At 69.5% G+C, this 26,650-nt stretch carries 28 protein-coding genes and 2 pseudogenes; 26 read left to right on the top strand and 4 right to left on the bottom strand.

What is annotated here, in order from left to right; all coding sequences use genetic code 11:
- Positions 1-54 precede the first annotated feature (54 nt).
- The 14 genes from rimM (at position 55) to Q8A52_RS32255 (ending at position 11,572) form a co-directional block, all read left to right on the top strand.
- Positions 55-597: a ribosome maturation factor RimM gene (gene rimM, locus Q8A52_RS32320; protein WP_316757891.1), complete on the top strand. Its 543-nt coding sequence runs from the start codon at positions 55-57 to the stop codon at positions 595-597.
- Complete coding sequence (gene trmD, locus Q8A52_RS32315) at positions 597-1,430, top strand: tRNA (guanosine(37)-N1)-methyltransferase TrmD (protein ID WP_316757889.1); 834 nt, start codon at positions 597-599, stop codon at positions 1,428-1,430. Before rimM ends, trmD begins: the two co-directional genes overlap by 1 nt.
- 135 nt (positions 1,431-1,565) lie before the next feature.
- Positions 1,566-1,916: a 50S ribosomal protein L19 gene (gene rplS, locus Q8A52_RS32310; RefSeq protein ID WP_030612790.1), complete on the top strand. Its 351-nt coding sequence runs from the start codon at positions 1,566-1,568 to the stop codon at positions 1,914-1,916.
- A gap of 45 nt (positions 1,917-1,961) precedes the next feature.
- Positions 1,962-2,657, top strand: a complete 696-nt coding sequence (gene lepB / locus Q8A52_RS32305) for a signal peptidase I (RefSeq protein ID WP_316757885.1) — start codon at positions 1,962-1,964, stop codon at positions 2,655-2,657.
- Positions 2,650-3,741 (top strand): signal peptidase I, encoded by a 1,092-nt coding sequence (gene lepB, locus Q8A52_RS32300; RefSeq protein WP_316757883.1) that lies wholly within the window; start codon positions 2,650-2,652, stop codon positions 3,739-3,741. The genes lepB (Q8A52_RS32305) and lepB (Q8A52_RS32300) overlap by 8 nt, the downstream gene beginning before the upstream one ends.
- Positions 3,629-4,627: a signal peptidase I gene (lepB, locus tag Q8A52_RS32295; protein WP_316757881.1), complete on the top strand. Its 999-nt coding sequence runs from the start codon at positions 3,629-3,631 to the stop codon at positions 4,625-4,627. Before lepB (Q8A52_RS32300) ends, lepB (Q8A52_RS32295) begins: the two co-directional genes overlap by 113 nt.
- Before the next feature lie 187 nt (positions 4,628-4,814).
- Positions 4,815-5,594 carry a signal peptidase I gene (lepB, locus tag Q8A52_RS32290; RefSeq protein ID WP_316757879.1) on the top strand — a complete coding sequence of 260 codons (780 nt, stop codon included), beginning with the start codon at positions 4,815-4,817 and terminating at the stop codon, positions 5,592-5,594.
- Positions 5,584-6,141 carry an NUDIX hydrolase gene (locus tag Q8A52_RS32285; protein ID WP_408649285.1) on the top strand — a complete coding sequence of 186 codons (558 nt, stop codon included), beginning with the start codon at positions 5,584-5,586 and terminating at the stop codon, positions 6,139-6,141. Before lepB (Q8A52_RS32290) ends, Q8A52_RS32285 begins: the two co-directional genes overlap by 11 nt.
- Before the next feature lie 56 nt (positions 6,142-6,197).
- On the top strand, positions 6,198-6,506 hold the full coding sequence (locus tag Q8A52_RS32280; protein WP_003965949.1) for a DUF2469 domain-containing protein: 309 nt from the start codon (positions 6,198-6,200) through the stop codon (positions 6,504-6,506).
- 88 nt (positions 6,507-6,594) lie between these two features.
- Positions 6,595-6,957 carry a YraN family protein gene (locus Q8A52_RS32275; protein ID WP_316757877.1) on the top strand — a complete coding sequence of 121 codons (363 nt, stop codon included), beginning with the start codon at positions 6,595-6,597 and terminating at the stop codon, positions 6,955-6,957.
- Between the two features lies 1 nt (position 6,958).
- Positions 6,959-8,584 (top strand): YifB family Mg chelatase-like AAA ATPase, encoded by a 1,626-nt coding sequence (locus Q8A52_RS32270; RefSeq protein ID WP_316757875.1) that lies wholly within the window; start codon positions 6,959-6,961, stop codon positions 8,582-8,584.
- A gap of 26 nt (positions 8,585-8,610) precedes the next feature.
- Positions 8,611-9,786 (top strand): DNA-processing protein DprA, encoded by a 1,176-nt coding sequence (gene dprA / locus Q8A52_RS32265; protein WP_408649289.1) that lies wholly within the window; start codon positions 8,611-8,613, stop codon positions 9,784-9,786.
- A gap of 292 nt (positions 9,787-10,078) precedes the next feature.
- Positions 10,079-10,921: an RNA polymerase sigma factor WhiG gene (gene whiG, locus Q8A52_RS32260; RefSeq protein ID WP_263213204.1), complete on the top strand. Its 843-nt coding sequence runs from the start codon at positions 10,079-10,081 to the stop codon at positions 10,919-10,921.
- A gap of 93 nt (positions 10,922-11,014) precedes the next feature.
- Positions 11,015-11,572, top strand: a complete 558-nt coding sequence (locus tag Q8A52_RS32255; protein ID WP_316758014.1) for a TetR/AcrR family transcriptional regulator — start codon at positions 11,015-11,017, stop codon at positions 11,570-11,572.
- A 7-nt stretch (positions 11,573-11,579) separates the two neighbouring features.
- Here the strand turns inward: Q8A52_RS32255 and Q8A52_RS32250 are convergent, their stop codons facing one another.
- Positions 11,580-12,149: a murein hydrolase activator EnvC family protein gene (locus Q8A52_RS32250; protein WP_408649288.1), complete on the bottom strand. Its 570-nt coding sequence runs from the start codon at positions 12,147-12,149 to the stop codon at positions 11,580-11,582.
- A 282-nt stretch (positions 12,150-12,431) separates the two neighbouring features.
- Here Q8A52_RS32250 and rpsB point away from each other — a divergent pair, with 282 nt between their 5' ends.
- The 6 genes from rpsB (at position 12,432) to Q8A52_RS32220 (ending at position 18,445) form a co-directional block, all read left to right on the top strand.
- Positions 12,432-13,388 (top strand): 30S ribosomal protein S2, encoded by a 957-nt coding sequence (gene rpsB / locus Q8A52_RS32245; protein ID WP_316757869.1) that lies wholly within the window; start codon positions 12,432-12,434, stop codon positions 13,386-13,388.
- Between the two features lie 157 nt (positions 13,389-13,545).
- On the top strand, positions 13,546-14,391 hold the full coding sequence (gene tsf / locus Q8A52_RS32240) for a translation elongation factor Ts (RefSeq protein ID WP_316757867.1): 846 nt from the start codon (positions 13,546-13,548) through the stop codon (positions 14,389-14,391).
- 200 nt (positions 14,392-14,591) lie between these two features.
- Complete coding sequence (pyrH, locus tag Q8A52_RS32235; RefSeq protein WP_316757866.1) at positions 14,592-15,350, top strand: UMP kinase; 759 nt, start codon at positions 14,592-14,594, stop codon at positions 15,348-15,350.
- Positions 15,351-15,493: 143 nt separating this feature from the next.
- Positions 15,494-16,051 (top strand): ribosome recycling factor, encoded by a 558-nt coding sequence (gene frr, locus Q8A52_RS32230; protein WP_067041614.1) that lies wholly within the window; start codon positions 15,494-15,496, stop codon positions 16,049-16,051.
- On the top strand, positions 16,051-17,202 hold the full coding sequence (locus tag Q8A52_RS32225; RefSeq protein ID WP_316757862.1) for a phosphatidate cytidylyltransferase: 1,152 nt from the start codon (positions 16,051-16,053) through the stop codon (positions 17,200-17,202). Before frr ends, Q8A52_RS32225 begins: the two co-directional genes overlap by 1 nt.
- Before the next feature lie 907 nt (positions 17,203-18,109).
- Positions 18,110-18,445: a hypothetical protein gene (locus Q8A52_RS32220; RefSeq protein WP_316757861.1), complete on the top strand. Its 336-nt coding sequence runs from the start codon at positions 18,110-18,112 to the stop codon at positions 18,443-18,445.
- Between the two features lie 466 nt (positions 18,446-18,911).
- Here Q8A52_RS32220 and Q8A52_RS32215 read toward each other — a convergent pair whose 3' ends face one another.
- A complete protein-coding gene (locus tag Q8A52_RS32215; protein ID WP_316757859.1) occupies positions 18,912-19,151 on the bottom strand; it encodes a hypothetical protein in 240 nt (79 codons plus the stop codon).
- 202 nt (positions 19,152-19,353) lie between these two features.
- On the opposite strand from Q8A52_RS32215, the gene Q8A52_RS32210 reads away from it, so the two are divergent.
- Positions 19,354-20,001: a hypothetical protein gene (locus Q8A52_RS32210; protein WP_316757857.1), complete on the top strand. Its 648-nt coding sequence runs from the start codon at positions 19,354-19,356 to the stop codon at positions 19,999-20,001.
- A 219-nt stretch (positions 20,002-20,220) separates the two neighbouring features.
- On the opposite strand, the gene Q8A52_RS32205 is transcribed toward Q8A52_RS32210, so the two are convergent.
- Positions 20,221-20,397: a hypothetical protein gene (locus Q8A52_RS32205; RefSeq protein ID WP_316757855.1), complete on the bottom strand. Its 177-nt coding sequence runs from the start codon at positions 20,395-20,397 to the stop codon at positions 20,221-20,223.
- A gap of 501 nt (positions 20,398-20,898) precedes the next feature.
- On the opposite strand from Q8A52_RS32205, the gene rlmN reads away from it, so the two are divergent.
- The 5 genes and pseudogenes from rlmN to Q8A52_RS32180 form a co-directional block, all read left to right on the top strand.
- Entirely contained in the window at positions 20,899-22,005 is a 1,107-nt protein-coding gene (rlmN, locus tag Q8A52_RS32200) for a 23S rRNA (adenine(2503)-C(2))-methyltransferase RlmN (protein WP_316757854.1), read from the top strand.
- Between the two features lie 222 nt (positions 22,006-22,227).
- Positions 22,228-23,310, top strand: a complete 1,083-nt coding sequence (locus Q8A52_RS32195) for a thiamine ABC transporter substrate-binding protein (RefSeq protein WP_316757852.1) — start codon at positions 22,228-22,230, stop codon at positions 23,308-23,310.
- A gap of 83 nt (positions 23,311-23,393) precedes the next feature.
- Positions 23,394-24,995 (top strand): ABC transporter permease, encoded by a 1,602-nt coding sequence (locus tag Q8A52_RS32190; protein ID WP_316758012.1) that lies wholly within the window; start codon positions 23,394-23,396, stop codon positions 24,993-24,995.
- A complete protein-coding gene (locus Q8A52_RS32185) occupies positions 24,995-26,017 on the top strand; it encodes an ABC transporter ATP-binding protein (protein WP_316757850.1) in 1,023 nt (340 codons plus the stop codon). The genes Q8A52_RS32190 and Q8A52_RS32185 overlap by 1 nt, the downstream gene beginning before the upstream one ends.
- Positions 26,018-26,042: 25 nt before the next feature.
- Positions 26,043-26,288 (top strand): annotated as a pseudogene (locus Q8A52_RS32180) (maleylpyruvate isomerase N-terminal domain-containing protein); the annotation flags it as partial.
- Here the strand turns inward: Q8A52_RS32180 and Q8A52_RS32175 are convergent.
- Positions 26,274-26,366 (bottom strand): annotated as a pseudogene (locus Q8A52_RS32175) (hypothetical protein); the annotation flags it as partial. The pseudogenes Q8A52_RS32180 and Q8A52_RS32175 sit on opposite strands and share 15 nt — an antisense overlap.
- Positions 26,367-26,650: the final 284 nt, after the last annotated feature.

Below are 26,650 nucleotides of genomic sequence, written 5' to 3'. Positions count from 1 at the left end.
GAGGGCCACTGGGCCGTCCCCGGCCCGCAGTCGTATGACAGGAGATCAAGCACAGTGCAGCTCGTAGTCGCACGGATCGGCCGTGCCCACGGCATCAAGGGCGAGGTCACCGTGGAGGTACGTACCGACGAGCCCGAGCTCAGGCTCGCACCCGGCGCCGTACTGGCCACCGATCCCGCATCCGCGGGCCCGCTCACCATCGAGACCGGCCGCGTCCACAGCGGCCGCCTCCTCCTGCGCTTCGCGGGCTTCGGCGACCGCAGCGCCGCCGAGACCCTGCGCAACACCCTCCTGATCGCCGAGATCGACCCGGAGGAGCTGCCCGAGGGCGAGGACGAGTACTACGACCACCAGCTCATCGACCTCGACGTGGTCACCGAGGACGGCACGGAGGTCGGCCGGATCACGGAGATCTCGCACCTGCCCTCCCAGGACCTGTTCATCGTGGAGCGGCCCGACGGCAGCGAGGTGCTGATCCCCTTCGTGGAGGAGATCGTCACCGAGATCGACCTGGAGGAGCAGAAGGCGGTCATCTCCCCTCCGCCCGGCCTGATCGACGACCGGGCCGAGATCGCGTCCTCGCGGGACGAGGCGTAATGCGCCTCGACGTCGTCACGATCTTCCCCGAGTACCTGGAACCGCTGAAGGTCTCCCTGGTCGGCAAGGCACGCGCGCGTGGACAGCTGAACGTGCACGTGCACGACCTGCGGTCCTGGACGTACGACCGGCACAACACGGTCGACGACACGCCGTACGGCGGCGGCCCCGGCATGGTCATGAAGACCGATCCCTGGGGCGACGCCCTGGACTCCGTCCTGGCCGACGGCTACGAGACGGGCTCCCACGCGCCCGCGCTGATCGTCCCCACCCCCAGCGGCCGCCCGTTCACCCAGGAGCTGGCCGTGGAGCTCTCCGAGCGCCCCTGGCTGATCTTCACGCCGGCCCGCTACGAGGGCATCGACCGGCGCGTCATGGACGAGTACGCCACCCGGATACCGGTGTACGAGGTGTCCATCGGCGACTACGTCCTGGCCGGCGGCGAGGCGGCCGTGCTCGTCGTCACGGAGGCCGTCGCCCGGCTGCTGCCCGGTGTCCTCGGCAACGCAGAGTCCCACCGGGACGACTCCTTCGCGCCCGGCGCGATGGCGAGCCTCCTGGAGGGCCCCGTCTACACCAAGCCGCCCGTCTGGCGCGGCCGGGAGATCCCGGACGTGCTGCTCAGCGGCCACCACGGGAAGATCGCCCGCTGGCGCCGGGACGAGGCCCTCAGGCGTACGTCGGCCAACCGGCCCGATCTCATCGAGTGCTGCGACCCCAGGGCCTTCGACAAGAAGGACCGCGAGATGCTCTCCATCCTGGGCTGGGCTCCGGACCCGGACGGAGAGCCGTACGGCCGATTTTGGCGCAGGCCAGAGGGCGTGGAAGAATAGACCGCTGCTGTGCGTCCGTCCGGCGAGCGCCCCTGCCACAGGGGGACACGACGCCCGCCCCGACCCGCACGGCAGTCCTCATGGAAACCTAGTTCCCGTTGATGACCTGTGGCATCAGCGAAGAAAGCAGACGAAATGTCTCACCTGCTCGACTCCGTCGACTCCGCGTCGCTGCGCAGCGACATCCCGGCCTTCCGTCCGGGTGACACCGTCAACGTCCACGTCCGCGTCATCGAGGGCAACCGCTCCCGTGTGCAGCAGTTCAAGGGCGTTGTGATCCGCCGTCAGGGCTCCGGTGTCCGTGAGACCTTCACGGTCCGCAAGGTCTCGTTCTCCGTCGGCGTCGAGCGCACCTTCCCGGTGCACACCCCGATCGTCGAGAAGATCGAGCTCGTCACCCGCGGTGACGTGCGTCGCGCGAAGCTGTACTACCTGCGCGAGCTGCGTGGCAAGGCCGCGAAGATCAAGGAGAAGCGCGAGAGCTGAGCGCCTCCCGGAAGTCACAGCGGGGCCGGATAGCATCTGGCTCCGATGGACACCGAAGCACAGCCGACGGAGCGCGACCGCTCCTCCCGCCCCGACACGGGGGCCGTGGAGGGACGGTCGCGTTTCGCGTTGGTGTCGCGGATCACCGAGTGGCTGCCGGGCGGGTGGATCACCCTCACCCTCTTCGTCTGCCTGCTGTTTTTGCTGCTTCTCAACACTTTCGTGGTGCAACCCTTCCAGATTCCCAGCGGATCCATGGAACAGGGATTGAGGATCGGGGACCGCGTTCTCGTAAATAAGTTGGCGTACCGTTTCGGTGCCGAGCCGCGGCGCGGCGATGTCGTCGTGTTCGACGGCACCGGGTATTTCGGGGACGCCGACTACATCAAGCGCGTTGTAGGTGTGGGGGGAGACCATGTGGTCTGCTGCGACAAGGAGGGGAGGATCGAAGTGAACGGCCGGTCGGTCGACGAGACGGCGTTCCTCTATCCGGGGGACCGCGCGTCCGCCGTCTCCTTCGACGTCGACGTGCCCGACGGCACACTGTTCGTCCTCGGCGACCACCGCAGCGACTCCAGCGACTCCCGTGACCACCTGGGCTCTCCGGGCGGCGGCATGATCCCCGTCGGGGACGTCATCGGCCGCGCCGACTGGATCAGCTGGCCGGTGGGCCACTGGAGACGCCTGAACCGCCCCGTCGCCTACGCGCGCGTGCCCGCGGCGGAGGGCGCGCATGGGTAACCGCGGAAAACCGCGTGGTGTGCCGAGCAGCGCCGCGGACAACCTGCTGCCCACCGGGACCCGGCGCGCCGTCGGCCCGGCCGGCGGCCGTTCCCGCGCGGAGCGGCGCAAGCTCCAGCGCAAGGTCAAGCGCAAGCGCAGGCGCAGCGCGGTCCGTGAGATACCGCTGCTGGTCGGCGTGGCCGTCCTGATAGCCCTCGTACTGAAGACGTTCCTCGTCCAGGCCTTCGTCATCCCGTCGGGCTCCATGGAGCAGACGATCCGGATCGGCGACCGCGTCCTGGTCGACAAGTTCACCCCGTGGTTCGGCTCCAAGCCGCAGCGCGGGGACGTCGTCGTCTTCCACGACCCCGGCGGCTGGCTGGCCGACGAGCAGACCACCAAGAAGAACGACCCGGTGGTCGTCAAGCAGATCAAGGAAGGGCTCACCTTCATCGGTCTGCTGCCCTCCGACAACGAGAAGGACCTCATCAAGCGGGTCATCGGGGTCGGCGGCGACCACGTCAAGTGCTGTGACGCGCAGGGACGGGTGACCGTCAACGGCGTGCCCCTGACCGAGGGTGACTATCTGTATCCCGGCAACGCCCCCTCCAGCACCCCGTTCGACATCACCGTCCCCCAGGGACGGCTGTGGGTGATGGGAGACCACCGGGCCAACTCCGCCGACTCCCGCGCGCACCAGAACACCGACTACGGCGGGACGGTCTCCGAGGACTCGGTGGTGGGCCGGGCCATGGTGATCGGCTGGCCCGTCGGCCACTGGACCAGGCTGCAGGAACCTAAAACCTTCGCAAGCGTGTCGAACTCCGTGTCGGGGTCGACCGCCGCTCCCGAACTGTCGCATAGGGTTGCCTCCGACGAACCGAACGGATTCATCCAACTCCCGACCCCTGCGGAACTCCCGCTCGTTATGGGAGTGGTGGGCCTGCGTCGTGTATGGGGCAGGCGGCGGCACAGAGTAAGGAGTTGGCGTGGGGGATGTAGCGGTTGGCGCACGGTCGGGACACGACGGCGAGGAGCACCCCGGGCGCCCCGCGGAAGAGAGTGTCCCCGCCACGGACGGCCACATGACCTCAGGGAATGAGCCCGGACCGGCCGGCGGCGGCCCGTCCTCGGGCGGGCAGCAGCCGGGGAGCGGGGACGACGGCCCGGGCGGCTCGGCCGCCGGCCCCAAGAAGCCCCGCTCCTTCTGGAAGGAGCTGCCGATCCTGGTCGGCATCGCGCTGGTGCTGGCGCTGCTGATCAAGACGTTCCTGGTGCAGGCGTTCTCGATTCCGTCCGACTCGATGCAGAACACCCTCCAGCAGGGTGACCGCGTCCTGGTGGACAAGCTCACCCCGTGGTTCGGCTCCGAGCCGGAGCGTGGCGAGGTCGTCGTCTTCCACGACCCGGCCGAGTGGCTGAAGGGCGAGCCGACGCCCACCCCCAACGCCGTGCAGAAGGTCCTCAGCTGGATCGGTCTGATGCCCTCCGCGGAGGAGAAGGACCTGATCAAGCGGGTCATCGGCGTCGGCGGCGACACGATCGAGTGCAAGAATTCGGGCCCGCTGAAGGTCAACGGCAAGGCGCTGAACGAGCCCTACGTCTACCCCGGCAACACGCCGTGCAGCGTCGACGACCAGGGCGGCCAGTTCAAGGTGAAGGTACCCAAGGGCTACATCTGGGTGATGGGCGACCACCGCCAGAACTCGCGTGACTCCCGCTACAACCAGGACGACAAGAACCATGGCATGGTCCCGGTCGACAAGGTCGTCGGTCGCGCCATCGTCAAGGCGTGGCCGATCAACCGCTGGGGCACGCTGCCGGTCCCGGACACCTTCGACCAGCCCGGTCTCGACCAGCAGTCCGCCGCCGCCGCGTCCCTCTCGGTCGCGCCGGAGGGCCTCGCCCTCGTGGGCGTGCTGCCGGTGGCGGTGTGGCGGCGCAGGCGCACCGCCGCCCGGACGACCGAGCCCGGCACCAAGGCGTAGGCCGGGAAGCGGCGACCTCGCTGCGGCCCCCGGTCCGATGACGGGCCGGGGGCCCCGGCATGACGCTCGTGAGGTCCTCAGCGGCGGTGAAGCCCTCCGGAAGCCGTGAAAGCTTTGGAAAGCTTGTGACCGGGGTCGCGAAAGAGGGGCTCCCCCGCTCCCGTACCGCCGGGTAGGGTGCGGGTCCATGGGTGGCGAGAGCACTACACGTACGGCCCCGCGCAGCGGTGGCACCGGCACGGCGCAGGTCGGCAGCCGGCTGGGACAGCGGTTGTCGGGGCTGGCCGTCGCGCTGGGCCTGGTGCTGTTCCTCGGCGGATTCGCGTGGGCAGCGGTGGTCTACCGGCCGTACACCGTGCCCACCAGCTCGATGGCACCGACGATCAACATGGGCGACCGCGTCCTGGCCCAGCGCGTCGACGGCGGCGATGTGCGCCGCGGTGACGTCGTCGTGTTCCGCGACAAGTCCTGGGTCACCAACGCGAACGTGGTCAAGCGCGTGGTCGCGGTCGGCGGTGACAAGATCTCCTGCTGCACCGACGGAAAGCTCACCGTCAACGGCAAGCAGATCGAGGAGCCGTATCTGCCCAAGGGCAGCCTGGCCGAGATCAAGAACTTCCCGACCGTGAAGGTCCCCGAGGGCCGGCTCTTCCTCCTCGGTGACGAACGCCAGGGCTCCCTGGACTCCACCGCCCACCTCACGGACGCGGCCAGCGGCACCGTCTCGCGCAACGCCGTGAGTGCCCGCGTGGACGCCGTCGTCTGGCCGATGAACGGCATGCTCAAGCGCCCCACCGGCTTCGAGTCCCTCGGCACCCTGTCCCAGCCCGGCCCGCTGCGCATCATCTTCTGTCTGGTCGTCGGCGGTGCCGTCCTGGTCCTCGGCGGCGGCGCGTACGGCCCGATCGCCAAGCGAGCGGCCCGCTCCCGCGCCGGAAAGCGGCCGGAGCCAGCCAGTGCCGGCTGAGGCCACGGACGCGGGCGCGACGGCCCCCGGGGACGCCGGAGCCACGTACGAGAACGCGTACCAGGGGGGTCTGCGCAAGGTCGCCAGGGTCGTCCTGCTCGACCCCGAGGACCGTATCCTGCTGTTGCACGGCCATGAGCCGGACGATCCGGCCGACGACTGGTGGTTCACTCCGGGCGGCGGCCTGGAGGGCGACGAGACCCGCGAACAGGCCGCGCTGCGGGAACTCGTCGAGGAGACCGGTATCACCGAGGTCGAACTCGGCCCGGTGTTGTGGCGGCGCATGTGCTCGTTCCCGTTCGCGGGCCGCCGCTGGGACCAGGACGAGTGGTACTACTTGGCTCGTACGGCCCAGACGGTGACCGAGGCGGCCGGCCTGACCGAGCTGGAGCGGCGCAGTGTCGCCGGAGCTCGATGGTGGACGTGCCAGGAACTGACCCGGGCGCATGAGACGGTGTATCCGACCAGACTCGCCGAGCTGCTGCGGAGGCTGCTCGACGAAGGTCCCCCGGCCAGGCCCGTGACCCTTGACCCGGAAATCGTCTAGGGGCCCGCGGGACTGGCGCACAATGGTGGGATCGCACGGGTGAAGGGGAACATGCCATGAGCGCCGAGGACCTCGAGAAGTACGAGACCGAGATGGAGCTCAAGCTCTACCGGGAGTACCGCGATGTCGTCGGTCTGTTCAAATACGTGATCGAGACCGAGCGGCGCTTCTACCTCACCAACGACTACGAGATGCAGGTGCACTCGGTCCAGGGCGAGGTGTTCTTCGAGGTGTCGATGGCCGACGCCTGGGTCTGGGACATGTACCGGCCGGCCCGCTTCGTGAAGCAGGTACGTGTCCTCACGTTCAAGGACGTGAACATCGAGGAGCTGAACAAGAGCGATCTCGAACTTCCGGGCGGGTGACGGAGTTGTCCACAACCGCTGAGCCATCCACCAAGATCCACTTCTTGGAGGCGGATGCGTGAGCGTTGGCGCCGGAGGTGGTGCCGACATGAACGCACGCAGTGCACTTGGCAGGTACGGCGAGGAACTGGCCGCACGGCGGCTGGTCGAGGCCGGGATGACGGTGCTGGAGCGCAACTGGCGCAGTGGCAGGACGGGCGAGATCGACATCGTTGCCAGGGACGGCGAGGTGCTGGTCGTCTGCGAGGTGAAGACCCGCAGGAGCGGTGGCTTCGAGCATCCGATGGCGGCGGTCACGCCCGAGAAGGCCGGACGGCTGCGAGGCCTGGCCGAACGGTGGATCCATGCCCACGGCGGGGCCCCGCCGGGCGGCGTCCGGATCGACCTGGTCGGCGTCCTCCTGCCCGACCGCGGCGCGCCGGTCGTCGAGCACGCGCGGGGGGTGGCCTGACATGGGATTCGCCCGTACGTGCTCGGTGGCGCTGGTAGGCGTCGAGGGCGTGGTGGTCGAGGTCCAGGCGGACCTGGAACCCGGGGTGGCGGCGTTCACACTGGTGGGGTTGCCGGACAAGAGCCTGACGGAGAGCAAGGACCGGGTACGGGCGGCCGTGGTGAACTCGGGCGCCTCCTGGCCGTCGAAGAAGGTCACGGTCGGCCTGAGCCCGGCGTCGGTGCCGAAGGCGGGCAGCGGGTTCGACCTCGCCGTCGCCTGCGCGGTGCTCGGTGCCGCCGAGCGGATCGACCCGAGGGTGCTCGCCGACATCGTGATGATCGGAGAGCTGGGACTGGACGGCCGGGTGCGCCCGGTCCGGGGTGTCCTGCCGGCGGTGCTGGCCGCGGCCGACGCCGGATACGAGCAGGTGGTGGTGCCGGAATGCGCCGCCGCGGAGGCGTCGCTGGTGCCCGGGGTGTCGGTGCTGGGCATCCGCAGCCTGCGGCAGCTGATCGCCGTGCTGACGGACGAGCCGGTGCCCGAGGAGGCGCCGGACGAGCAGGGCCGCCCCGATCCGCTCCTGGCCGGTCTGCGCGTGCCCGGCACCGGAGCCGCAACCGGCATGCACACCCTGGGCAGCGCCCAGCACGACCAGGACCACGACCTGGCCGACGTGGTGGGTCAGCGCTCGGCGCGCACGGCGGTGGAGGTGTCCGCCGCGGGCGGGCACCACCTCTTTCTGGAGGGGCCGCCCGGTGCCGGCAAGACGATGCTCGCGGAGCGGCTGCCCGCCGTCCTGCCCAGGCTCACCCGGGAGGAGTCGCTGGAGGTCACCGCCGTGCACTCGGTGGCCGGACTCCTGCCACCGGGCAAGCCGCTCATCGACATCGCCCCCTACTGCGCCCCGCACCACTCGGCCACCATGCAGTCGCTCGTCGGCGGCGGCCCGGGCATCGCACGACCCGGAGCGGTGTCCCTGGCCCACCGGGGGGTGCTCTTCCTCGACGAGGCCCCGGAGTTCCACAGCCAGCCCCTCGACGCGCTGCGCCAGCCCCTGGAGTCGGGGCACGTCGTGATCGCGCGCAGCGCGGGTGTGGTGCGGTTCCCGGCGCGCTTCCTCATGGTGCTCGCGGCCAACCCGTGCCCCTGCGGCCGCTTCTCCCAGCGGGACGCCCTGTGCGAATGCCCGCCGTCGGCGATCCGTCGCTATCAGGCGCGGCTGTCCGGCCCCCTGCTCGACCGGGTCGACCTCCGTGTCGAGGTCGACCCCGTGACCCGGGCCCAGCTCACCGAGCCCGGCGCCCGGGGCGAGTCCACCGCGACGGTCGCCGACCGGGTCCGGGAAGCCCGGGAACGAGCGGCGGCACGCCTCGTCGGAACCCCGTGGCGGACCAACAGCGAGGTGCCGGGCCGGGAACTGCGCAGCAGCTGGCACGCGATGACCGGCGCGATGGACGAGGCGGAGCGGAACCTCGAGCGAGGCGTGCTGACCGCCCGCGGGCTGGATCGCGTCCTGCGGGTCGCCTGGACGGTCGCGGACCTCGCCGGTCACGACCGGCCCGACGCCACGGACGTCGCCCTCGCCCTGCAGCTGCGCACCGGAGTCCCACGGGGCGTGCCCATGGCCATCGGGGCACTGACGTGAGCGCAGGCGACGATCCCCGCGGCGACCTGCAGTCCCGCGACTTGCGCTCCTGCGAGCTCCACTCCCGCGACCTGCTCTGCCGTGTCCTGCTCACCCGTGTCGTCGAACCCGGTGACGAGACCGGCGGCCGCTGGCTGCGGGAGTACGGGGTGCGGGAGGTCGCCCGGCGGCTGCGGGCCGGTGGGGAGCCGCTGCCGGGGGTGAGCGGGACGCGCTGGGCGGGGCTGGTGGCGCGGGCCGCGCAGGCCGAGCCACAGCGGGATCTGGACATCGCGCGGGACGCCGGTGTGCGGTTCGTGTGCCCCGGGGACGGCGAGTGGCCCGCCCAGCTCGACGACCTGGGGGACGCCCGGCCCACGGGACTGTGGGTGCGCGGCAGCCCCAGCCTGCGGATGTGGGCGCTCCGATCGGTCGCCGTCGTGGGGGCCAGAGCCTGCACGGAATACGGCGCCCACATGGCGTCCGCGCTGGCCGCGGGACTCGCCGAGCGCGGGTGGGTGGTGGTGTCCGGCGGCGCCTACGGGGTCGACGGCGCCGCTCACCGGGGCGCCCTCGGCGCGAGCGGCGCCACCGTCGCCGTACTGGCCTGCGGCGTCGACCGGCCCTACCCGCGCGGACACACCGAGCTGATCGCGAGGATCGCGGAACAGGGCCTGGTGGTGGGGGAGTTGCCGCCCGGTGAACATCCGACGCCGAGCCGGTTCGTGCTGCGGAACAGAGTGATCGCGGCGCTCACCAGGGGCACGGTGGTCGTGGAGGCCGCCTACCGCAGCGGTTCGCTGGTCACGGCGCGGGCTGCGCAGCGCCTGGGGCGGTTCACCATGGGGGTGCCCGGGCCCGCCACCAGCGGGCTCTCCGCGGGCGTGCACGAGCTGCTGCGCGGTGAGGCGGCGCTGGTCACCGATGCCGCGGAAGTCGTCGAGCTGGTCGGCGACATGGGTGAGCTGGCACCGGCCCGGCGCGGCCCGGTGCTGCCCCGCGACCTGCTGGAACCGGCCGCACGGCAGGTCCTGGCCGCCGTGCCCGGGGGCCGGGCGGCACGGCCCGGGGAGATCGCGCGCGGCGCGCAGACGACGGAGGACGAGGCGATCGCGAGGCTGTACGAACTCCGATCACTTGGCTATGTCGAACGACACGGCGATGGCTGGAAGTTGACACGCCAGGCCCTGATCTCGGTCCGGGAGGGTCACGGTCGGTGCTGACCGAATGGGTTCGTCCGTCCGGGGGAATCCCCGACGCCCTTGGGATTTCCCCCAGTTGACACCTCCGTTCCGTCACGCAGAGCGACGTGCGGAGCTCGGTGGGGCGCGCCGGGGAGGGGGTTCGCGCAGGGGTGGTGCCTCGTTGTTCGCACACCGCGACTCCACAGTCACGCTACGCTCACGAAGACCCCGACGCAGACCGCGCCAACTCGACACCAGACCGACAGCTCACGCAGGCACTCTCCTTCACCCTTTCACCGGCACTTCACTGCAGAACGGCACAAGGCGACGAATGCCCCAGCACACCTCCGGGTCCGACCGGGCGGCGATCCCCCCAGCCGCCCGCGACGGTGGCAGCGTGCGGCCGCCCGCTCCGTCGACGCTCGACGAGCTGTGGCGGTCCTACAAGGCGACGGGGGACGATCGGCTGCGGGAACAGCTGATCCTGCACTATTCGCCGCTGGTGAAGTATGTGGCGGGACGGGTGAGCGTCGGTCTGCCGCCGAACGTGGAGCAGGCCGATTTCGTGTCCTCGGGGGTGTTCGGGCTGATCGACGCGATCGAGAAGTTCGACATCGAGCGGGAGATCAAGTTCGAGACGTACGCGATCACCCGGATCCGTGGCGCCATGATCGACGAGCTGCGGGCGCTGGACTGGATCCCCCGGTCCGTGCGGCAGAAGGCGCGGAACGTGGAGCGGGCGTACGCCACGCTCGAGGCACGGCTCAGACGCACCCCCTCGGAGTACGAGGTGGCGTCGGAGCTGGGCATCGAGGTCGACGAACTCCACGCGGTGTTCAGTCAGTTGTCGCTGGCGAACGTGGTGGCCCTGGAGGAGCTGCTGCATGTCGGGGGCGAGGGCGGGGACCGGCTGAGCCTGATGGACACGCTGGAGGACACCGCCGCCGACGATCCGGTGGAGGTGGCCGAGGACCGGGAGCTGCGGCGGTTCCTGGCGCGGGCGATCAACACGCTGCCGGAGCGGGAGAAGACCGTCGTCACCCTCTACTACTACGAGGGGCTCACACTCGCCGAGATCGGGAACGTCCTGGGGGTCACCGAGAGCCGGGTGAGCCAGATCCACACCAAGTCGGTGCTGCAGCTGCGGGCGAAGCTGGCGAGCTTCGGCCGGTGAACCGGCGGAAACGCCGTGTGAGGGCCGAGTGGCTCCCGTCCGGGGTGATGCGTCCGTAAAGTGGTTGACGTGCCAAGGATTCGAGCGGCCTCCGTGGCCGAGCACCGGTCGATGCAGCGAGCCGCCCTGCTGGACGCGGCACGGTCCCTGCTGTCCGAGGGCGGGACGGAGGCGCTGACCTTTCCGGCCCTCGCCGAGCGGACCGGTCTTGCGCGGTCGTCCGTGTACGAGTACTTCCGGTCGCGGGCCGCCGTGGTCGAGGAGCTGTGCGAGGTCGACTTCCCGGTGTGGGCGGCCGAGGTCTCGGCGGCGATGGAGCGGACGGAGTCGGCCGAGGACAAGGTCGAGGCGTATGTGCGGCAGCAGCTGGCGCTGGTGGGGGACCGCCGGCACCGGGCCGTCGTGGCGATCTCGGCGAGCGAGCTGGACGCCGGGGCACGGGAGAAGATCCGGGCCGCGCACGGCGGGCTCGTCGCGATGATCGTCGAGGCGCTGGGGGAGATGGGACACGAGCAGCCCCGGCTGGCGGCGATGCTCCTCCAGGGGGTCGTGGACGCGGCGGTCCGCCGCATCGAACTGGGTGCGGCCGAGGATCCCGCCGACATCACTGACGCGGCCGTGGCGATGGCGTTGCGGGGTGTGCGCGGCTGAGCCCCGCTCAGGCCGGCAAGGGCACGCCCAGCACCGGCAGCAGTCTCGACGGCCCCCGGTTCAGCAGCCACGGCGGCAGCAGCGACAGCGGGTCCAGATAGGTCTCGCCCCTGAGCAGGCCCCAGTGCAGGCACGCACTCCCGCAGTGCGAGCCCGTCGGCTCCAGCACCCCCACCACCTCCCCGGCCGCCACCTCGTCGCCCTTCTTCACCGATGGGAGCACCGGCTCGTACGTCGTCCGCAGATCCGTTCCCTCCAGCTCCACGGAGATCACACCTCTCCCCGCCACCCGGCCCGCGAAGGACACCCGGCCCGCCGCCACCGAGCGGACCGGTGCCCCGGGTGCCGCCGCCAGGTCCACTCCGCGGTGGCCGGGCCCGTACGGCGTTGCCGGGGGCTCCCAGCCCCGTAGTACCGCGGGGCGGGTCCCCACCGGCCAGGCGCGGCCGATCGCGGGTACCGGGGCCGGTGGAGCCGGTGGCGGGACGTCCGCCCGGGCCGGCGGGGTGAGAAGCACCGCCGACAGTCCCAGCAGCAACCCCGCCCACGTCCACCCGCAACGCCTCGCTCGTCGCATCACTCGTCGCATGTCGGAACGGTCCCGCACCCCCGTCGATCATGGCCGGGATCTGTGGACAACTCACCGGTTGTGGACAGCGGCGTCACCCGGTACCTCGCGGGTCCCGTACACTTCTTTTGGCGATCCGGGCCACCGGGTCGACTTCGCACGCCCCGACACCTGATGATCACAAACAGGTGTCAGCGCCTCTCGGTCCCTCGCGGCAAGGCGCACTCGGGCGTCAGGCGCGGGTGCCGGCCGGTACCCGCGGCACAACCGAGAAACTCAAGGAGAACGGCCATGGCCGTCGTCACGATGCGGGAGCTGCTGGAGAGCGGCGTCCACTTCGGTCACCAGACCCGTCGCTGGAACCCGAAGATGAAGCGCTTCATCTTCACCGAGCGCAACGGCATCTACATCATCGACCTGCTCCAGTCGCTGTCGTACATCGACCGCGCCTACGAGTTCGTCAAGGAGACCGTCGCCCACGGCGGCACGGTCATGTTCGTCGGCACGAAGAAGCAGGCGCAGGAGGCCATCGCCGAGCAGGCCACCCGCGTCGGCATGCCCTACGTCAACCAGCGCTGGCTGGGCGGCATGCTCACCAACTTCTCGACCGTCTACAAGCGTCTGCAGCGCCTCAAGGAGCTCGAGCAGATCGACTTCGAGGACGTCGCCGCCTCCGGTCTGACCAAGAAGGAGCTTCTCGTGCTCTCGCGCGAGAAGGCCAAGCTGGAGAAGACCCTCGGTGGTATCCGCGAGATGCAGAAGGTGCCCAGCGCCGTCTGGATCGTGGACACCAAGAAGGAGCACATCGCGGTCGGTGAGGCCCGGAAGCTCAACATCCCGGTCGTCGCCATCCTCGACACCAACTGCGACCCCGACGAGGTCGACTACAAGATCCCGGGCAACGACGACGCGATCCGCTCCGTCACCCTGCTCACCCGTGTGATCGCCGACGCCGTCGCCGAGGGCCTCATCGCCCGCTCCGGCGTCGCCACCGGCGACAAGGGTGAGAAGGCCGCCGGCGAGCCGCTCGCCGAGTGGGAGCGCGACCTGCTCGAGGGTGAGAAGAAGGAAGAGGCTCCGGCCGCCGAGGCTCCCGCCGCCGAGGCTGCCGAGGCTTCCGCCGCCGAGGCACCGGCCGCTGAGGCTCCGGCCGCTGAGGCTCCGGCCGCTGAGGCACCGGCCGCTGAGGCTCCCGCCGCCGAGGCTCCCGCCGCCGAGGCCCCGGCCGCCGAGGGCGAGCAGGCCTGACTCCGTCAGCGTCAGTGTTGACGGCGGGGGCGGCGACATGAAGTCCGCCCCCGCCGTTCACCCGCGGATCAGCGGCGCGTCGGCAGCCCCGGCTACATGGGAACTGCAGATCCCCTGATCTTCGATCCTCCAGACTTCGAGAAAGATTCACAGACTCATGGCGAACTACACCGCCGCCGACGTCAAGAAGCTTCGTGAGCTCACTGGCGCCGGCATGATGGACTGCAAGAAGGCGCTGGACGAGGCCGAGGGCAACGTCGAGAAGGCCGTCGAGGCGCTGCGCATCAAGGGCCAGAAGGGCGTCGCCAAGCGCGAGGGCCGCTCCGCCGAGAACGGCGCCGTGGTCTCCATCATCGCCGACGACAACTCCTCCGGCGTTCTCGTCGAGCTGAAGTGCGAGACGGACTTCGTCGCCAAGGGTGACAAGTTCCAGGCCGTGGCCAACACCATTGCCGAGCACGTCGCCAAGACCTCCCCGGCCGACCTCGAGGCCCTGCTCGCCTCCGAGATCGAGCCCGGCAAGACCGTCCAGGCGTTCGTGGACGAGGCCAACGCCAACCTCGGCGAGAAGATCGTCCTGGACCGCTTCGCGCAGTTCTCCGACGGCTTCGTCACCGCCTACATGCACCGCACGATGCCCGACCTGCCCCCGCAGATCGGTGTCCTCGTCGAGCTCGACAAGCAGAACGATGAGGCCGCTGCGGTCGCCAAGGGCGTCGCGCAGCACATCGCCGCCTTCGCGCCGAAGTACCTCTCCCAGGCGGAGGTCCCGGCCGAGGTCGTCGAGTCCGAGCGCCGCATCGCCGAGGAGACCACCCGCGCCGAGGGCAAGCCCGAGGCCGCGATCGCCAAGATCGTCGAGGGTCGCCTCAACGGCTTCTTCAAGGACGCCACGCTGCTCGGCCAGCCGTACGCGCTCGACAACAAGAAGTCGGTCCAGAAGGTGCTGGACGAGGCCGGTGTCACCCTGAAGCGCTTCACGCGCATCAAGGTCGGCATCTGAGTCCGTACCGCGATCGACGCGCGACCCCGATAGGGTCGACAGCAGTCGGCCGTTCCGTTCGCGTATGCCGCCCCGCACACGCGCGTGACGGACGACAGCAGATCTGACGAGGAGGCCATTGCCGCGCATGGGAGCGAAAAACGACCCCATCGGCAATGGCCTTCTTCGTATGTGCAACACGTGAAAGAGGCGGGATCTCCATGACCACCAAGGCCCAGAAGAGCGACGACGGCAAAGTACACGGCCGGTTTCTGCTGAAGCTGTCCGGTGAGGCATTCTCCGGCGGTGGAGGCCTGGGCGTGGACCCCGATGTGGTGCACAAGATCGCCCGCGAGATCGCGGCCGTTGTGCGGGACGGCGCGGAGATCGCCGTCGTCATCGGCGGCGGCAACTTCTTCCGCGGCGCCGAACTCCAGCAGCGCGGCATGGACCGGGCCCGCTCGGACTACATGGGCATGCTCGGCACCGTGATGAACTGCCTCGCCCTCCAGGACTTCCTGGAGAAGGAGGGCATCGACAGCCGGGTGCAGACCGCCATCACCATGGGCCAGGTCGCCGAGCCGTACATCCCGCTGCGCGCCGTGCGCCACCTGGAGAAGGGCCGTGTGGTCATCTTCGGCGCCGGTATGGGCATGCCGTACTTCTCCACCGACACCACCGCCGCCCAGCGCGCCTTGGAGATCGACGCCGAGGCGCTGCTGATGGGTAAGAACGGGGTGGACGGGGTCTACGACTCCGACCCCAAGACCAACCCGGACGCCGTCAAGTTCGACTCCCTCGGCTACGGCGAGGTGATCACGCGCGACCTCAAGGTCGCCGACGCCACCGCCATCACACTGTGCCGCGACAACAAGCTGCCGATCCTCGTGTTCGAGCTCCTCGCGGAGGGCAATATCGCGCGGGCCGTCAAGGGTGAGAAGATCGGCACGCTGGTGGGTGACCAGGACACCCGGGACTGACCGTAGATGCACCCGGTCCCTGACCGGGGGATGGACAATGTCCTGCCGGTCGGGAACCGTGCAGGAAGAAGACGCGACGCAGCCGGCCGCCGCCACCGCCAAGGAACGCAGCCGGGCCTACTCAAGACACGCAGGAGCAAGTGGTGATCGAAGAGACCCTCCTCGAAGCCGAGGAGAAGATGGAGAAGGCCGTCGTGGTCGCCAAGGAGGACTTCGCCGCGATCCGCACCGGCCGTGCGCACCCGGCGATGTTCAACAAGATCGTGGCCGACTACTACGGCGCGCCGACGCCGATCAACCAGCTGGCTTCGTTCTCCGTGCCGGAGCCGCGCATGGCGGTCGTGACCCCGTTCGACAAGAGCGCCCTGCGCAACATCGAGCAGGCGATCCGCGACTCCGATCTGGGCGTCAACCCGAGCAACGACGGCAACATCATCCGCGTGGTGTTCCCCGAGCTCACCGAGGAGCGCCGCCGCGACTACATCAAGGTCGCCAAGGGCAAGGCCGAGGACGCGCGGGTGTCCATCCGCTCCGTGCGCCGCAAGGCCAAGGACGCCATCGACAAGCTGATCAAGGACGGCGAGGTCGGCGAGGACGAGGGCCGTCGTGCGGAGAAGGAGCTCGACGACACCACCGCGAAGTACGTCGCCCAGGTGGATGAGCTCCTGAAGCACAAGGAAGCGGAGCTGCTCGAGGTCTGATGAACGACTCTTCCTGGGGGGCGCCGCCGCAGACCGGGTACTGGGAGCCCACCGACCAGGGGCATGGCCACGGCTACGTCCAAAGCCATGCCCGGGGAGCCGCCCCGGCGGGTCCCGCGTACGATGCGCATGACGCGCAGCACACTCGCCCCATGCCCATCGTGCCCGACGACGTACCCGCGTACGGCGGAGACCAGGATGAGGACCGGGGGGCCGCACGGCTGGGCGGCCCCTTGTTCCGAGACGAGACCCCGACGGCGCAGCCCTACCCGGTGGCGCCGCAGAATCCGGAGCCCATGCCCGACGCACCACAGCCGGCGCCCGCACCGCAGAAGAAGAGTGCGGGCCGCGATCTGAGTGCTGCCATAGGCGTCGGCGTCGGACTCGGTGTGGTGATCGTCGCCTCTTTGTTCGTCGTCAAGGCCGTGTTCGTCGGCGTCGTAGCGGTCGCCGTCGTGGTGGGCCTGTGGGAGCTGACCAGCCGCCTCCAGGAGCGCAAGGGCATCAAGGCACCCCTGGTGCCGCTGGCGCTCGGCGGCGCGGCGATGGTCGTCGCCGGTTACGTCCGGGGTGTCGAGGGCGCCTGGGTGGCGATGGCGCTGACCGCGCTCGCGGTGCTGGTCTGGCGTATGACGGAGCCGCCCGAAGGCTATCTCAAGGACGTCACCGCCGGCGTCTTCGCGGCGTTCTACGTGCCGTTCCTGGCCACGTTCGTCTCGCTGATGCTGACGGCGGACGACGGTCCGTTCCGTGTCCTGACCTTCCTTCTTCTGACGGTCGTCAGCGACACCGGCGCGTACGCCGTCGGCTGGCGCTTCGGCAAGAAGAAGCTCGCCCCGCGCATCAGCCCCGGCAAGACCCGCGAGGGCCTGCTCGGCGCGGTCGGCTTTGCGATGGTCGCCGGCGCCCTGTGCATGCAGTTCCTGATCGACGGCGGCAGCTGGTGGCAGGGCCTCCTGCTGGGCCTCGCGGTCGCGGCCAGCGCCACGCTCGGCGATCTCGGCGAATCCATGATCAAGCGGGACCTGGGCATCAAGGACATGGGCACCTTGCTCCCCGGCCACGGCGGCATCATGGACCGCCTGGACTCACTGCTGCCGACGGCACCGGTGGTATGGCTGCTGCTGGTCCTGTTCGTCGGCTCGGCCTAGCCGCAGCACACAATCCCGAGCGAGCCCCTGCCCTCACCGAGGACGGGGGCTCGTCGGCTTAGCCGCCCGTCGAGGCAGGGAATCCGCAGGCCACAGACATGATCGCCCAACCTCGCTCCTAAGGCGGTGGTTCGACGGCGGACGGGATGGGAACTGGGCGTGGGGAACGTGGGCAGGTCGGCCGCCGGGTGCACCTGAGTACGTTGGCAACCCCAAGCCCACAGGGGCCCGTGCGGATCGCCGGAGTGGACTTGTACGTCAGCAATCTGATCACGGCTTTGGGGTCCCCGGACGGACGTCCGGACCCGAGGTAGCCCACACCGCACATCTATGCGAATCTTTGGGCGGGTCGGTGCACCGCTCGACCTCAGCCGCGGAGCCGGAAGGGCACCAACCGATGGCGGATTCCGATCCGACCCCAGGCGGGCCGCCCGGCCCATACAGGGGCCCAGAATGGCATGTTGCGCCCGGCCCTTACCTCTCGCCCGGCGAGCCAGTGCACTCATCACCGCCAGCATCCAGGTGGCCCGACGGGGCCAGCGCGGTCTGGGCCTGGCCGTCACGGGATTCCTCCTCGTGCTACCAGGATGGCCGATCACCGCTTTCCTGTTGTAGTGATCGCGCTTTCTCTGCCCCCCCGTCCCGCGCGGCCCCCGCCACCTCCCCTAGCAATCGACGGCCTCATCTGATCGAACGGCCTAGTCAGCCCATGCCCGTCCGTCTCAGTTTCCGTCTCATTCAGCGACGGACACCACCGTTCAGGCGGGCCTGACCCTCGGCCCGTGATTAGGGCCCGGACGGACATGAACGCAGGTGAATGGCCCGACACGGCCGCTGGTGGGCCGCCAACAGACTTGGAAAGCGTGCACCATCATGCGTTGTCAGAGGCTGGTGGGAGGGTGCGCGCATGGAAACGGGTATTGAGAGTCCCGAAGCAGAGGCGCCGGAAGAAGCCGTCATCGCCCGCTACCGGCTCAGCGACAACAAGTACGGCTCGTGTGCCGAGCGCGACGCTATCTACGACGCTGCGCGAGCCCTGGCGGCCGCCGTCGGGAAGGAGGGAGTCGGCGAGGTCGACGGGAACGAGTTCGGCGGAGGCGAAGCCGTGCTGTACGCCTACGGGAAGGATGCGGAAGCGCTCTTCGAGGTGATGGAGCCAACGCTCCGTGGTCTACCCTTCAGGCCGGCACACGTCGTACTGCGGCACGGAAGCCGGGAGGCGGAGTCCCGAGTGGACCTGTGAGCGGTACAGCAGCGAAGTACAGCAACCCCAGCAACCGGCAGCGCCCATCCTCGTCGCTCACGACCCTCACGGCATCCTGTATGACCTTCGTTGACCGATCTCTACAGAGCTACGGATCAGAAGCTGCCGTGCCCCAGCCGTGCCCGATAGAGCGGGAAACCACGGGGAACACCGGGCAGTCACGGCGACCGGCATGAGAACGGCCCCCCGACCTAACACCCAGGTCGGGGGCCGTTCTCACTGCTCGCAGTGCGGAGGCGGTGGGATTTGAACCCACGGTGACATCGCTGCCACGACGGTTTTCAAGATTGCTTCAGTCGTCGAGTTTAGCCACCACTGCTTCGAACGTGTCGCGGCTGATCAGTAGTGGAGCCTCGCGGACATGTCCGCGAGGCTCCATGCAGAGGGCAAGAGCATGCCAAAGGGCCCCGCCGGGGCGGGGCCCTTTGATGTAACCGGGAACGACCTACTCCTCCTGGTTCGTGCCCGGCTTCTGGTCGCTCTTTCCGTTGTCGAAGATGTAGAAGACGAGCTGGGTAAAGGCAACTGCGGCGGCCGCAACTGCCGCACCGGTGAGAACGCGCTCTTCGGGCAGCCAGGCCCCGAGCGCGAAGCTGAGCAGTGCGACGGCCACCGTGATCGTGATCCGCCGCCTTTCCTTGAGCACCTGAAGTAGGGCACTCTTGAGACGCCGAATGGTGCGCATGTCTGTCCGCCTTCGGTCTGGGTTGCCGCCGAGCCCCGATGGCTCAGGTGTAGGAGCCGAAGTGCCATCAGGGCTGGCGGCGTCCGGAGGATTCCGGCGTATCAGTTGTACTACATAGGGAAAGCACCTGGTCAACCCGTATGAGCCTCCGGGGATAAGATGGTGACGTAAGCCTGATGCGCTGTTGACAGGAGCCTCGATCATGGCGAAACGCCGGTTGGGTGTGCCACAAGTTCCTCCAGGGCCGCAGTACGACTTCTTCGCGCTCATGCAGGACTTCGTCCTGCGGTGTGGGGACAAATCGCTTGCAACCATGAGCAACGAGATGAACCGGTCCAGGCAGTCGCTGCACCGGGCCCTTCGAGGGCCTGACCTGCCGAGCCGCGACTTGGTCGAGCACATCGTCAAGACGCTCTTCGCAGGCAACGACGAAGAGCGGGCTCCCGCAGTGGACCGGGCACTCACTGCCTGGACGGAGGCGGTGTCTGACAGGACGCAACGCGAACGCGGGCATGGCACGCAAGACCGGGAACCGTTGAACCGCTATCGCGCGGCCTTGGCGCAATTCTCAGAGGCCCTTCGCGAGGCACACTCCCAAGCTGGCCGACCCGCGATCAGCATGATTGAACATAGGGCCAGGCAGATGCGGCACCCGGCGAACATCAGCAGAAGCGCGGTGAGCGACTGGATGCGCGGGAAGGCTTTGCCTTCTTCCTATGACCGAGTCCGCGACCTGGTCACCGTGATGTTTGTTGATCAGCCTGACCGGGCGAGGTGGCATCTCGAGCGACTCGTCCGGCTGCACGAGCAAGCCTCGGATGCTCGCTGGAATCAAGGGAAGCAAACCTGACGGACCCAAGTGAACTGACGAGAGAATCGCAACGCAGGGCCGCCTGACCAGGGAATTCCGGAAGACTCCGGACGACTCGCGTGTCCGCCCAGGTCAAACACCCCGGCCGGACGGCCCGATCCGGAGGACTTCGGACACGTGCAGCAGAGCCCGGACCCATGCCTGCTTTAAGTATCATTTGCTCCTTTCGTCGCATCAGCTGCGGGCGCGCCACGCGACTTAAGCCGACTGTCCATGCCGGCGTTCCAACACCTGTGCTTCGAGGTCGGCGATGCGTTTCTCAGCGATGCGGTCGTCGGTGCGGGCGCCTTCGAGGCGTTCTTGGAGCTTGCGGTGCTCCTGGGTCACCTGCTGGAGGCGGCGTTTGAGTGGCGACAGGCTTGGCGACATGATCATGCGGTCCCGTTTCGAGCCGGTCGGCGATATTGATGCCGCAGCTACAGAAGTCGACGCAGCAGTTAGGGCAGCGGGCGGCTCGGCGCACAAGATTCAGTTGGAGGGGCCTGAAGCGGTAGCGCAACTGGCAGATGAGGTCATGTCGTGTCTCTCCCAGCTTCCTCCCACGGTCCGAACGCTGCGGCGTTGGCGGGAGCACGGAAGCCGTAGTGGACCCGGCGAGGAGACGCCCGTGGACTCGTGGTTCGAGGTTCATTCCCACCTGAACGAGGCCATCGACGCCTTCGTGTCGGCAGCCCGTAGCGCTATGGACGATGTGCTCCGCGTGAGTGGACCGGAAGGGTAGACATTGGCGGCTTAGCCAGGGCGCACGGCCCCCACGGTGGGCCGTCTCTGGGCCGTCCGAGGCCGCTCAACGGCGACCGGTGACGACTACTAACGACAGTCGTAGGCAGCGACACCCCCAGGTCACCCATGTGGATCTGCGACACTGGTACAGCCATGCCTAAGCCCGGAGAACTCACTTTCGTCGCCCCCCGCGGAGCCAAGCTGCCGCCGCGGCATCTTGCCGACCTCTCGCCCGCCGAGCGGAAGGACGCCGTTGCCGCCGTCGGGGAGAAGCCGTTTCGTGCCAAGCAGCTGTCTCAGCATTACTTCGCTCGGTACGCGCACGACCCGGCCGAGTGGACCGACATCCCGGCCGCGTCTCGCGGCAAGCTGCAGGAAGCGCTGCTTCCCGAGCTGATGACGGTCGTGCGGCATCTGTCGACCGACCAGGGGACCACGCGCAAGACACTGTGGCGGCTGTTCGACGGGACGCTCGTCGAGTCGGTGCTGATGCGGTACCCGGACCGGGTGACGATGTGCATCAGTTCGCAGGCGGGGTGCGGTATGAACTGCCCGTTCTGTGCGACCGGGCAGGCGGGCCTCGACCGGAATCTGTCCACCGCCGAGATCGTGCACCAGATCGTGGACGGGATGCGGGCGCTGCGGGACGGCGAGGTGCCCGGCGGCCCGGCCCGGCTGTCCAACATCGTCTTCATGGGCATGGGCGAGCCGCTCGCCAACTACAAGCGGGTCGTGGCGGCGATCCGGGCGCTCACCGACCCCGAGCCGGACGGGCTCGGGCTGTCGCAGCGCGGGATCACCGTGTCGACCGTCGGGCTCGTCCCGGCGATCCACCGCTTCTCCGACGAGGGCTTCAAGTGCCGGCTGGCGATCTCCCTGCACGCGCCCGACGACGAGCTGCGCGACACCCTCGTCCCCGTGAACACGCGGTGGAAGGTGCGCGAGGTGCTCGACGCCGGCTTCGAGTACGCCGCCAGGTCCGGGCGCCGGCTGTCCATCGAGTACGCGCTGATCCGGGACATCAACGACCAGGCCTGGCGTGGCGACCGGCTCGGCCGGCTGCTCAAGGGCAGACCCGTGCACGTCAACCTCATCCCGCTGAACCCGACCCCGGGGTCCAAGTGGACCGCCTCGCGGCCCGAGGACGAGAAGGCGTTCGTCGAGGCGATCGCCGCGCACGGCGTTCCGGTCACCATCCGGGACACCCGTGGTCAGGAGATCGACGGTGCCTGTGGTCAGCTGGCGGCCACCGAGCGGTAATCTGACCCGGTCAGTACATCTTCATATTCCGACAGGGGAGCGCCACAGCGCTGAGAGTGCGGCAACCGGGCCGCAGACCCTCTGAACCTCGCCCAGGTCATTCTGGGTAGGAAGTTCGGTCATTACTCGAGCTGTTGCGCCCTGCGCGGGCACCGGCGGAATCCTCCGCGCGGTCCCGGGCGGGGCCGCGTCTCTTCCTGGTCAACCCCAGGAGGAATTCCAGTGCACCACAAGACCCTCGTGGCCGTCGCCGCCGGGCTCGGTCTCCTCACGCTGTCCGCGCTGACCGCGTGCGGCTCGTCCGACGGCAAGGGGTCGGCGGACGCCAAGACCGTCACCCTCGTCAGCCACGACTCGTGGGCCGTCTCGAAGAACGTGCTCAGGGACTTCGAGAAGCAGTCCGGCTACAAGGTCAAGGTCCTCCCGGACGGCGACGCAGGCCAGGTCGTCAACAAGGCGATCCTGACCAAGGACAACCCGCAGGGCGACGTCTTCTTCGGCGTAGACAACACCCTGCTGTCGCGCGCCCTCGACAACGGGCTGTTCCAGCCGTACGAGGCCAAGGGGCTCGGCACGGTCGGTGCCGAGTACCAGCTCGACAAGGGCAAGCACCGGGTCACGCCCATCGACTACGGCGACATCTGCGTCAACTACGACAAGGCGTACTTCAGCAAGCACAAGCTGACCCCGCCGCAGTCCTTCGACGACCTGGTCAAGCCCGAGTACAAGAACCTCCTCGTCACCGAGAACGCGGCCACGTCCTCGCCGGGCCTCGGCTTCCTGCTCGGCAGCGCAGCCGAGTACGGCGATGGGGGCTGGCAGGACTATTGGAAGAAGCTGAAGGCCAACGGCGTCAAGGTCGTCGACGGCTGGGAGCAGGCGTACAACGATGAGTTCTCCGGGTCGGCCGGAGGCAGGAAGGCGCACGGCGACCGGCCGCTCGTCGTGTCGTACGCCTCCTCCCCGCCCGCCGAGGTCATCTACGCGAAGCCGAAGCCCGACACGGCCCCGACCGGAGTGTCGTACGGCACCTGCTTCCGGCAGATCGAGTTCGCCGGGCTGCTGAGCAACGCGAAGAACACCACGGGCGGCAAGGCGCTCATCGACTTCCTGGTCTCCAAGGAGTTCCAGGAGGACATGCCGCTCAACATGTTCGTCTACCCGGTGGTCCAGGGCGCGCAGGCGCCCGCCGAGTTCACGGAGTACGGGGCTGCCGCCAAGGACCCCGAGACCATGGCCCCCGACAAGATCGCCGCCAACCGCGACCAGTGGGTCAAGTCGTGGACCTCGCTCGTACTGAAGTAGCCGAAGCGGCCCCCCACCAGGGCGCCGTCCGCAAGGGCGACGCCCGTAAGGGGGGTACGGGCAACGCGGCACGGCTCGGGCTGATGGCCGGGCCGGTCGCGTTCTTCGCGCTGTTCTTCGCCTACCCCGTCACCGCGATCGTCGCCCGCGGTCTGAAGGTCGACGGGGTCTGGCGGTTCGGGCGGATCACGGACGTACTCGCGCAGTCCGACATCCGGCACGTCCTGTGGTTCACCACCTGGCAGGCACTTGCCTCCGCCGCGCTCACCCTGCTGGTCGCGCTGCCTGCCGCGTATGTCTTCGCGCGTCTCGACTTTCCGGGCAAGCAGGTTCTGCGGGCCGTCGTCACCGTCCCGTTCGTGCTGCCCACCGTCGTCGTCGGTACGGCGTTCCTCGCGGTGGTCGGCCGGGGCGGGCTGCTCGACGACCTGTGGGGCGTACGGCTGGACACCACGGTGTGGGCGATCCTGCTGGCGCACGTCTTCTTCAACTACGCGGTCGTCGTGCGGACGGTGGGCGGGCTGTGGTCGCAGCTCGATCCGCGTCAGGAGGAGGCCGCGCGGATGCTGGGCTCCTCGCCCCTGACGGCTTGGCGCAAGGTGACCCTCCCGGCGCTGGCGCCCGCCGTGGCCGCCGCCGCGCTGATGGTGTTCCTGTTCACCTTCACCTCCTTCGGCGTGGTGCAGATCCTCGGCGGTCCGACCTTCTCCACCCTCGAAGTCGAGATCTACCGGCAGACCTCCGAGATCTTCGACCTCTCCACGGCCGCGGTCCTCACGATCGTCCAGTTCGTCGCCGTGGGCGCGGTCCTCGCCGTGCACGCGTGGACCGTACGGCGCCGGGAATCCGCGCTGCGGCTGGTGGACGCGTCGGTGACGGCACGCCGGCCGCGCGGAGCGGGGCAGTGGGCGCTGCTGGCCGGTGTCCTCGCGACCGTCGCCGTACTCCTCGTACTGCCGCTCGCCGTTCTGGTGCAGCGGTCCCTGGACGCCCCCGGCTTCGGCTATTACCGGGCGCTGACCCGCGAGGACGGCGGTACGTTCCTGGTGGCGCCGATCACCGCGATCGGGAACTCGCTCCAGTACGCCGTCGCCGCCACTGCCATCGCCGTGGTCATCGGCGCTCTCGCCGCCGCCGCGCTCGCCCGCCGCGACGCCGGCCGGATCGTCCGCGGATTCGACGCGCTGCTGATGCTGCCACTGGGCGTGTCCGCGGTGACCGTCGGCTTCGGATTCCTCATCGCCCTCGACAAGCCGCCGCTGGATCTGCGCCAGTCCTGGATCCTCGTACCGCTCGCCCAGGCGCTGGTCGGTGTGCCCTTCGTCGTACGGACCATGCTGCCCGTCCTGCGGGCGGTGGACGGGCGCCTTCGTGAGGCGGCGGCCGTGCTCGGGGCGTCGCCCTGGCGGGTGTGGCGGGAGGTCGATCTGCCGATGGTCCGGCGGGCGCTGCTGATCGCGGCCGGATTCGCCTTCGCCGTGTCGCTGGGGGAGTTCGGTGCGACCGTGTTCATCGCACGGCCCGACAACCCGACGCTGCCCGTCGCGGTGGCTCGGCTCCTCGGCCGGCCCGGCGATCTCAACTACGGGCAGGCGATGGCCCTGTCGACGATTCTGATGGTGGTGTGCGCGGTGGCGCTGCTGGTCCTCGAGCGGCTGCGGACCGACCGGACCGGGGAGTTCTGATGCTGCTGAGCCTTGAGGCCGCGACCGTGCGCTTCGGCGGGCGGGCCGTGCTCGACGCCGTCGACCTCGATGTCGCCGAGCACGAGATCGTGTGTGTGCTCGGGCCCAGCGGGAGTGGCAAGTCGACGCTGCTGCGGGCGGTGGCCGGGCTGCAGCCGCTGGACTTCGGACGGGTGTTGCTCGACGGGCGCGACCAGGGCGGGGTCCTCGCGCACAAGAGGGGGGTCGGGCTGATGTTCCAGGACCATCAGCTGTTCCCGCAGCGCGACGTGGGCGGCAACGTGGCGTTCGGGCTGCGGATGCGCGGGGCGGCCAAGGGGGAGCAGCACGCCCAGGTACGGGAGTTGCTGGAGCTCGTGGGACTTCCGGGCGCCGCCCGCCGGGCCGTCGCCGGGCTCTCCGGCGGTGAGCAGCAGCGGGTGGCGCTGGCGCGGGCCCTCGCGCCCCGCCCCCGGCTGCTGATGCTGGACGAGCCGCTCGGTCAGCTGGACCGCTCGCTGCGGGAACGGCTGGTCGTCGAACTCCGTGAGCTCTTCGGCCGGTTGGGCACCACCGTGCTGGCCGTGACGCACGACCAGGGCGAGGCGTTCGCGCTCGCCGACCGCGTGGTGGTGATGCGGGACGGGCGGATCGCCCAGTCCGGCACGCCCCTCGAGGTCTGGCAGCGTCCGGCGGACGAGTTCGTGGCCCGCTTCCTCGGCTTCGACAACGTGGTGCCGGCGACGGTCGCGGGGGCGGCCGCGGTCACGCCGTGGGGCAAGCTCCCGGTGCCGGAGGACGCGCCGGAGGGCACCTGCTCGCTGCTCGTACGGCCCGCCGGGGTGCGGCTCGTGGCGGCCGACGAGGGCCTGTGCTGTACGGTGACCGCCCGCACCTTCAAGGGCACCCATGTCGCGGTCCACCTCAGGCCCGAGGACGGCCGCCCGCGTCTGGAGGCGGCGTGCGCGCTGCGGGAGGCACCGGAGGTCGGGGCAGAGGTCGGGGTGGAGTTCGACTCGGCCGAAATCGTCGTGCTCGGCTGATCATCTGCGTCCTGGGGTGACGGTCATGACGCTACTCGCACATGACCGCTACGCCGACGAGATCGCCCACCAGGTGGGGCAGTTGAGGGCCGTCGTGGCGTCCGGCGCCGATCTGTCCGCGACCGTGCCGACCTGCCCCGACTGGCGGCTGGAGCAACTGGTCTGCCATCTGGGCGGCGCCCTGCGCTGGGTCGACCTGCTGGTGGACGGTGATCTCGTGCGCCATCCGGCGGGCCCAGGAGCCGGAGGTGCCGACCCCGGCCCAGGCCCGGATCCTGGCGTCGGGCCCGGCCTCCCGCAGCGCCCCGACGGCCAGCCTGCCGCTCTGCGCGAGCCAGGCGTCCAGCACGGCGCGGGCGCAGCCGGGCTACGGTCCGTCGTACTCCGGGACCTGCTCGGTCGGGATGTTCTCCTTGCGCGGACCCGGTCGCAGTATCCATCTGCACGCGGCTTGCCTTCTACCGCCGGCTGCCGCTCGACAGCCTGGAGCCGGAGGTCTTCGGTGAGCGGGGACTGCTGGAGTTCTGGCTGGAGAAGACCACGTTCGGCTGAACGGCCGTGGGCCGGCCCCCCGGGGTACGGGGGCGGGCCCCGCCGGGGTACGGACGTGTGGCGCCGCGACCCGGGTTCGCC

It is taken from the genome of Streptomyces herbicida (assembly GCF_032656585.1).
Taxonomy (GTDB): Bacteria; Actinomycetota; Actinomycetes; order Streptomycetales; family Streptomycetaceae; genus Streptomyces; species Streptomyces herbicida.
Note: the sequence above shows the minus strand (reverse complement) of the source record. Positions and strands in the feature narration are given on the sequence as shown.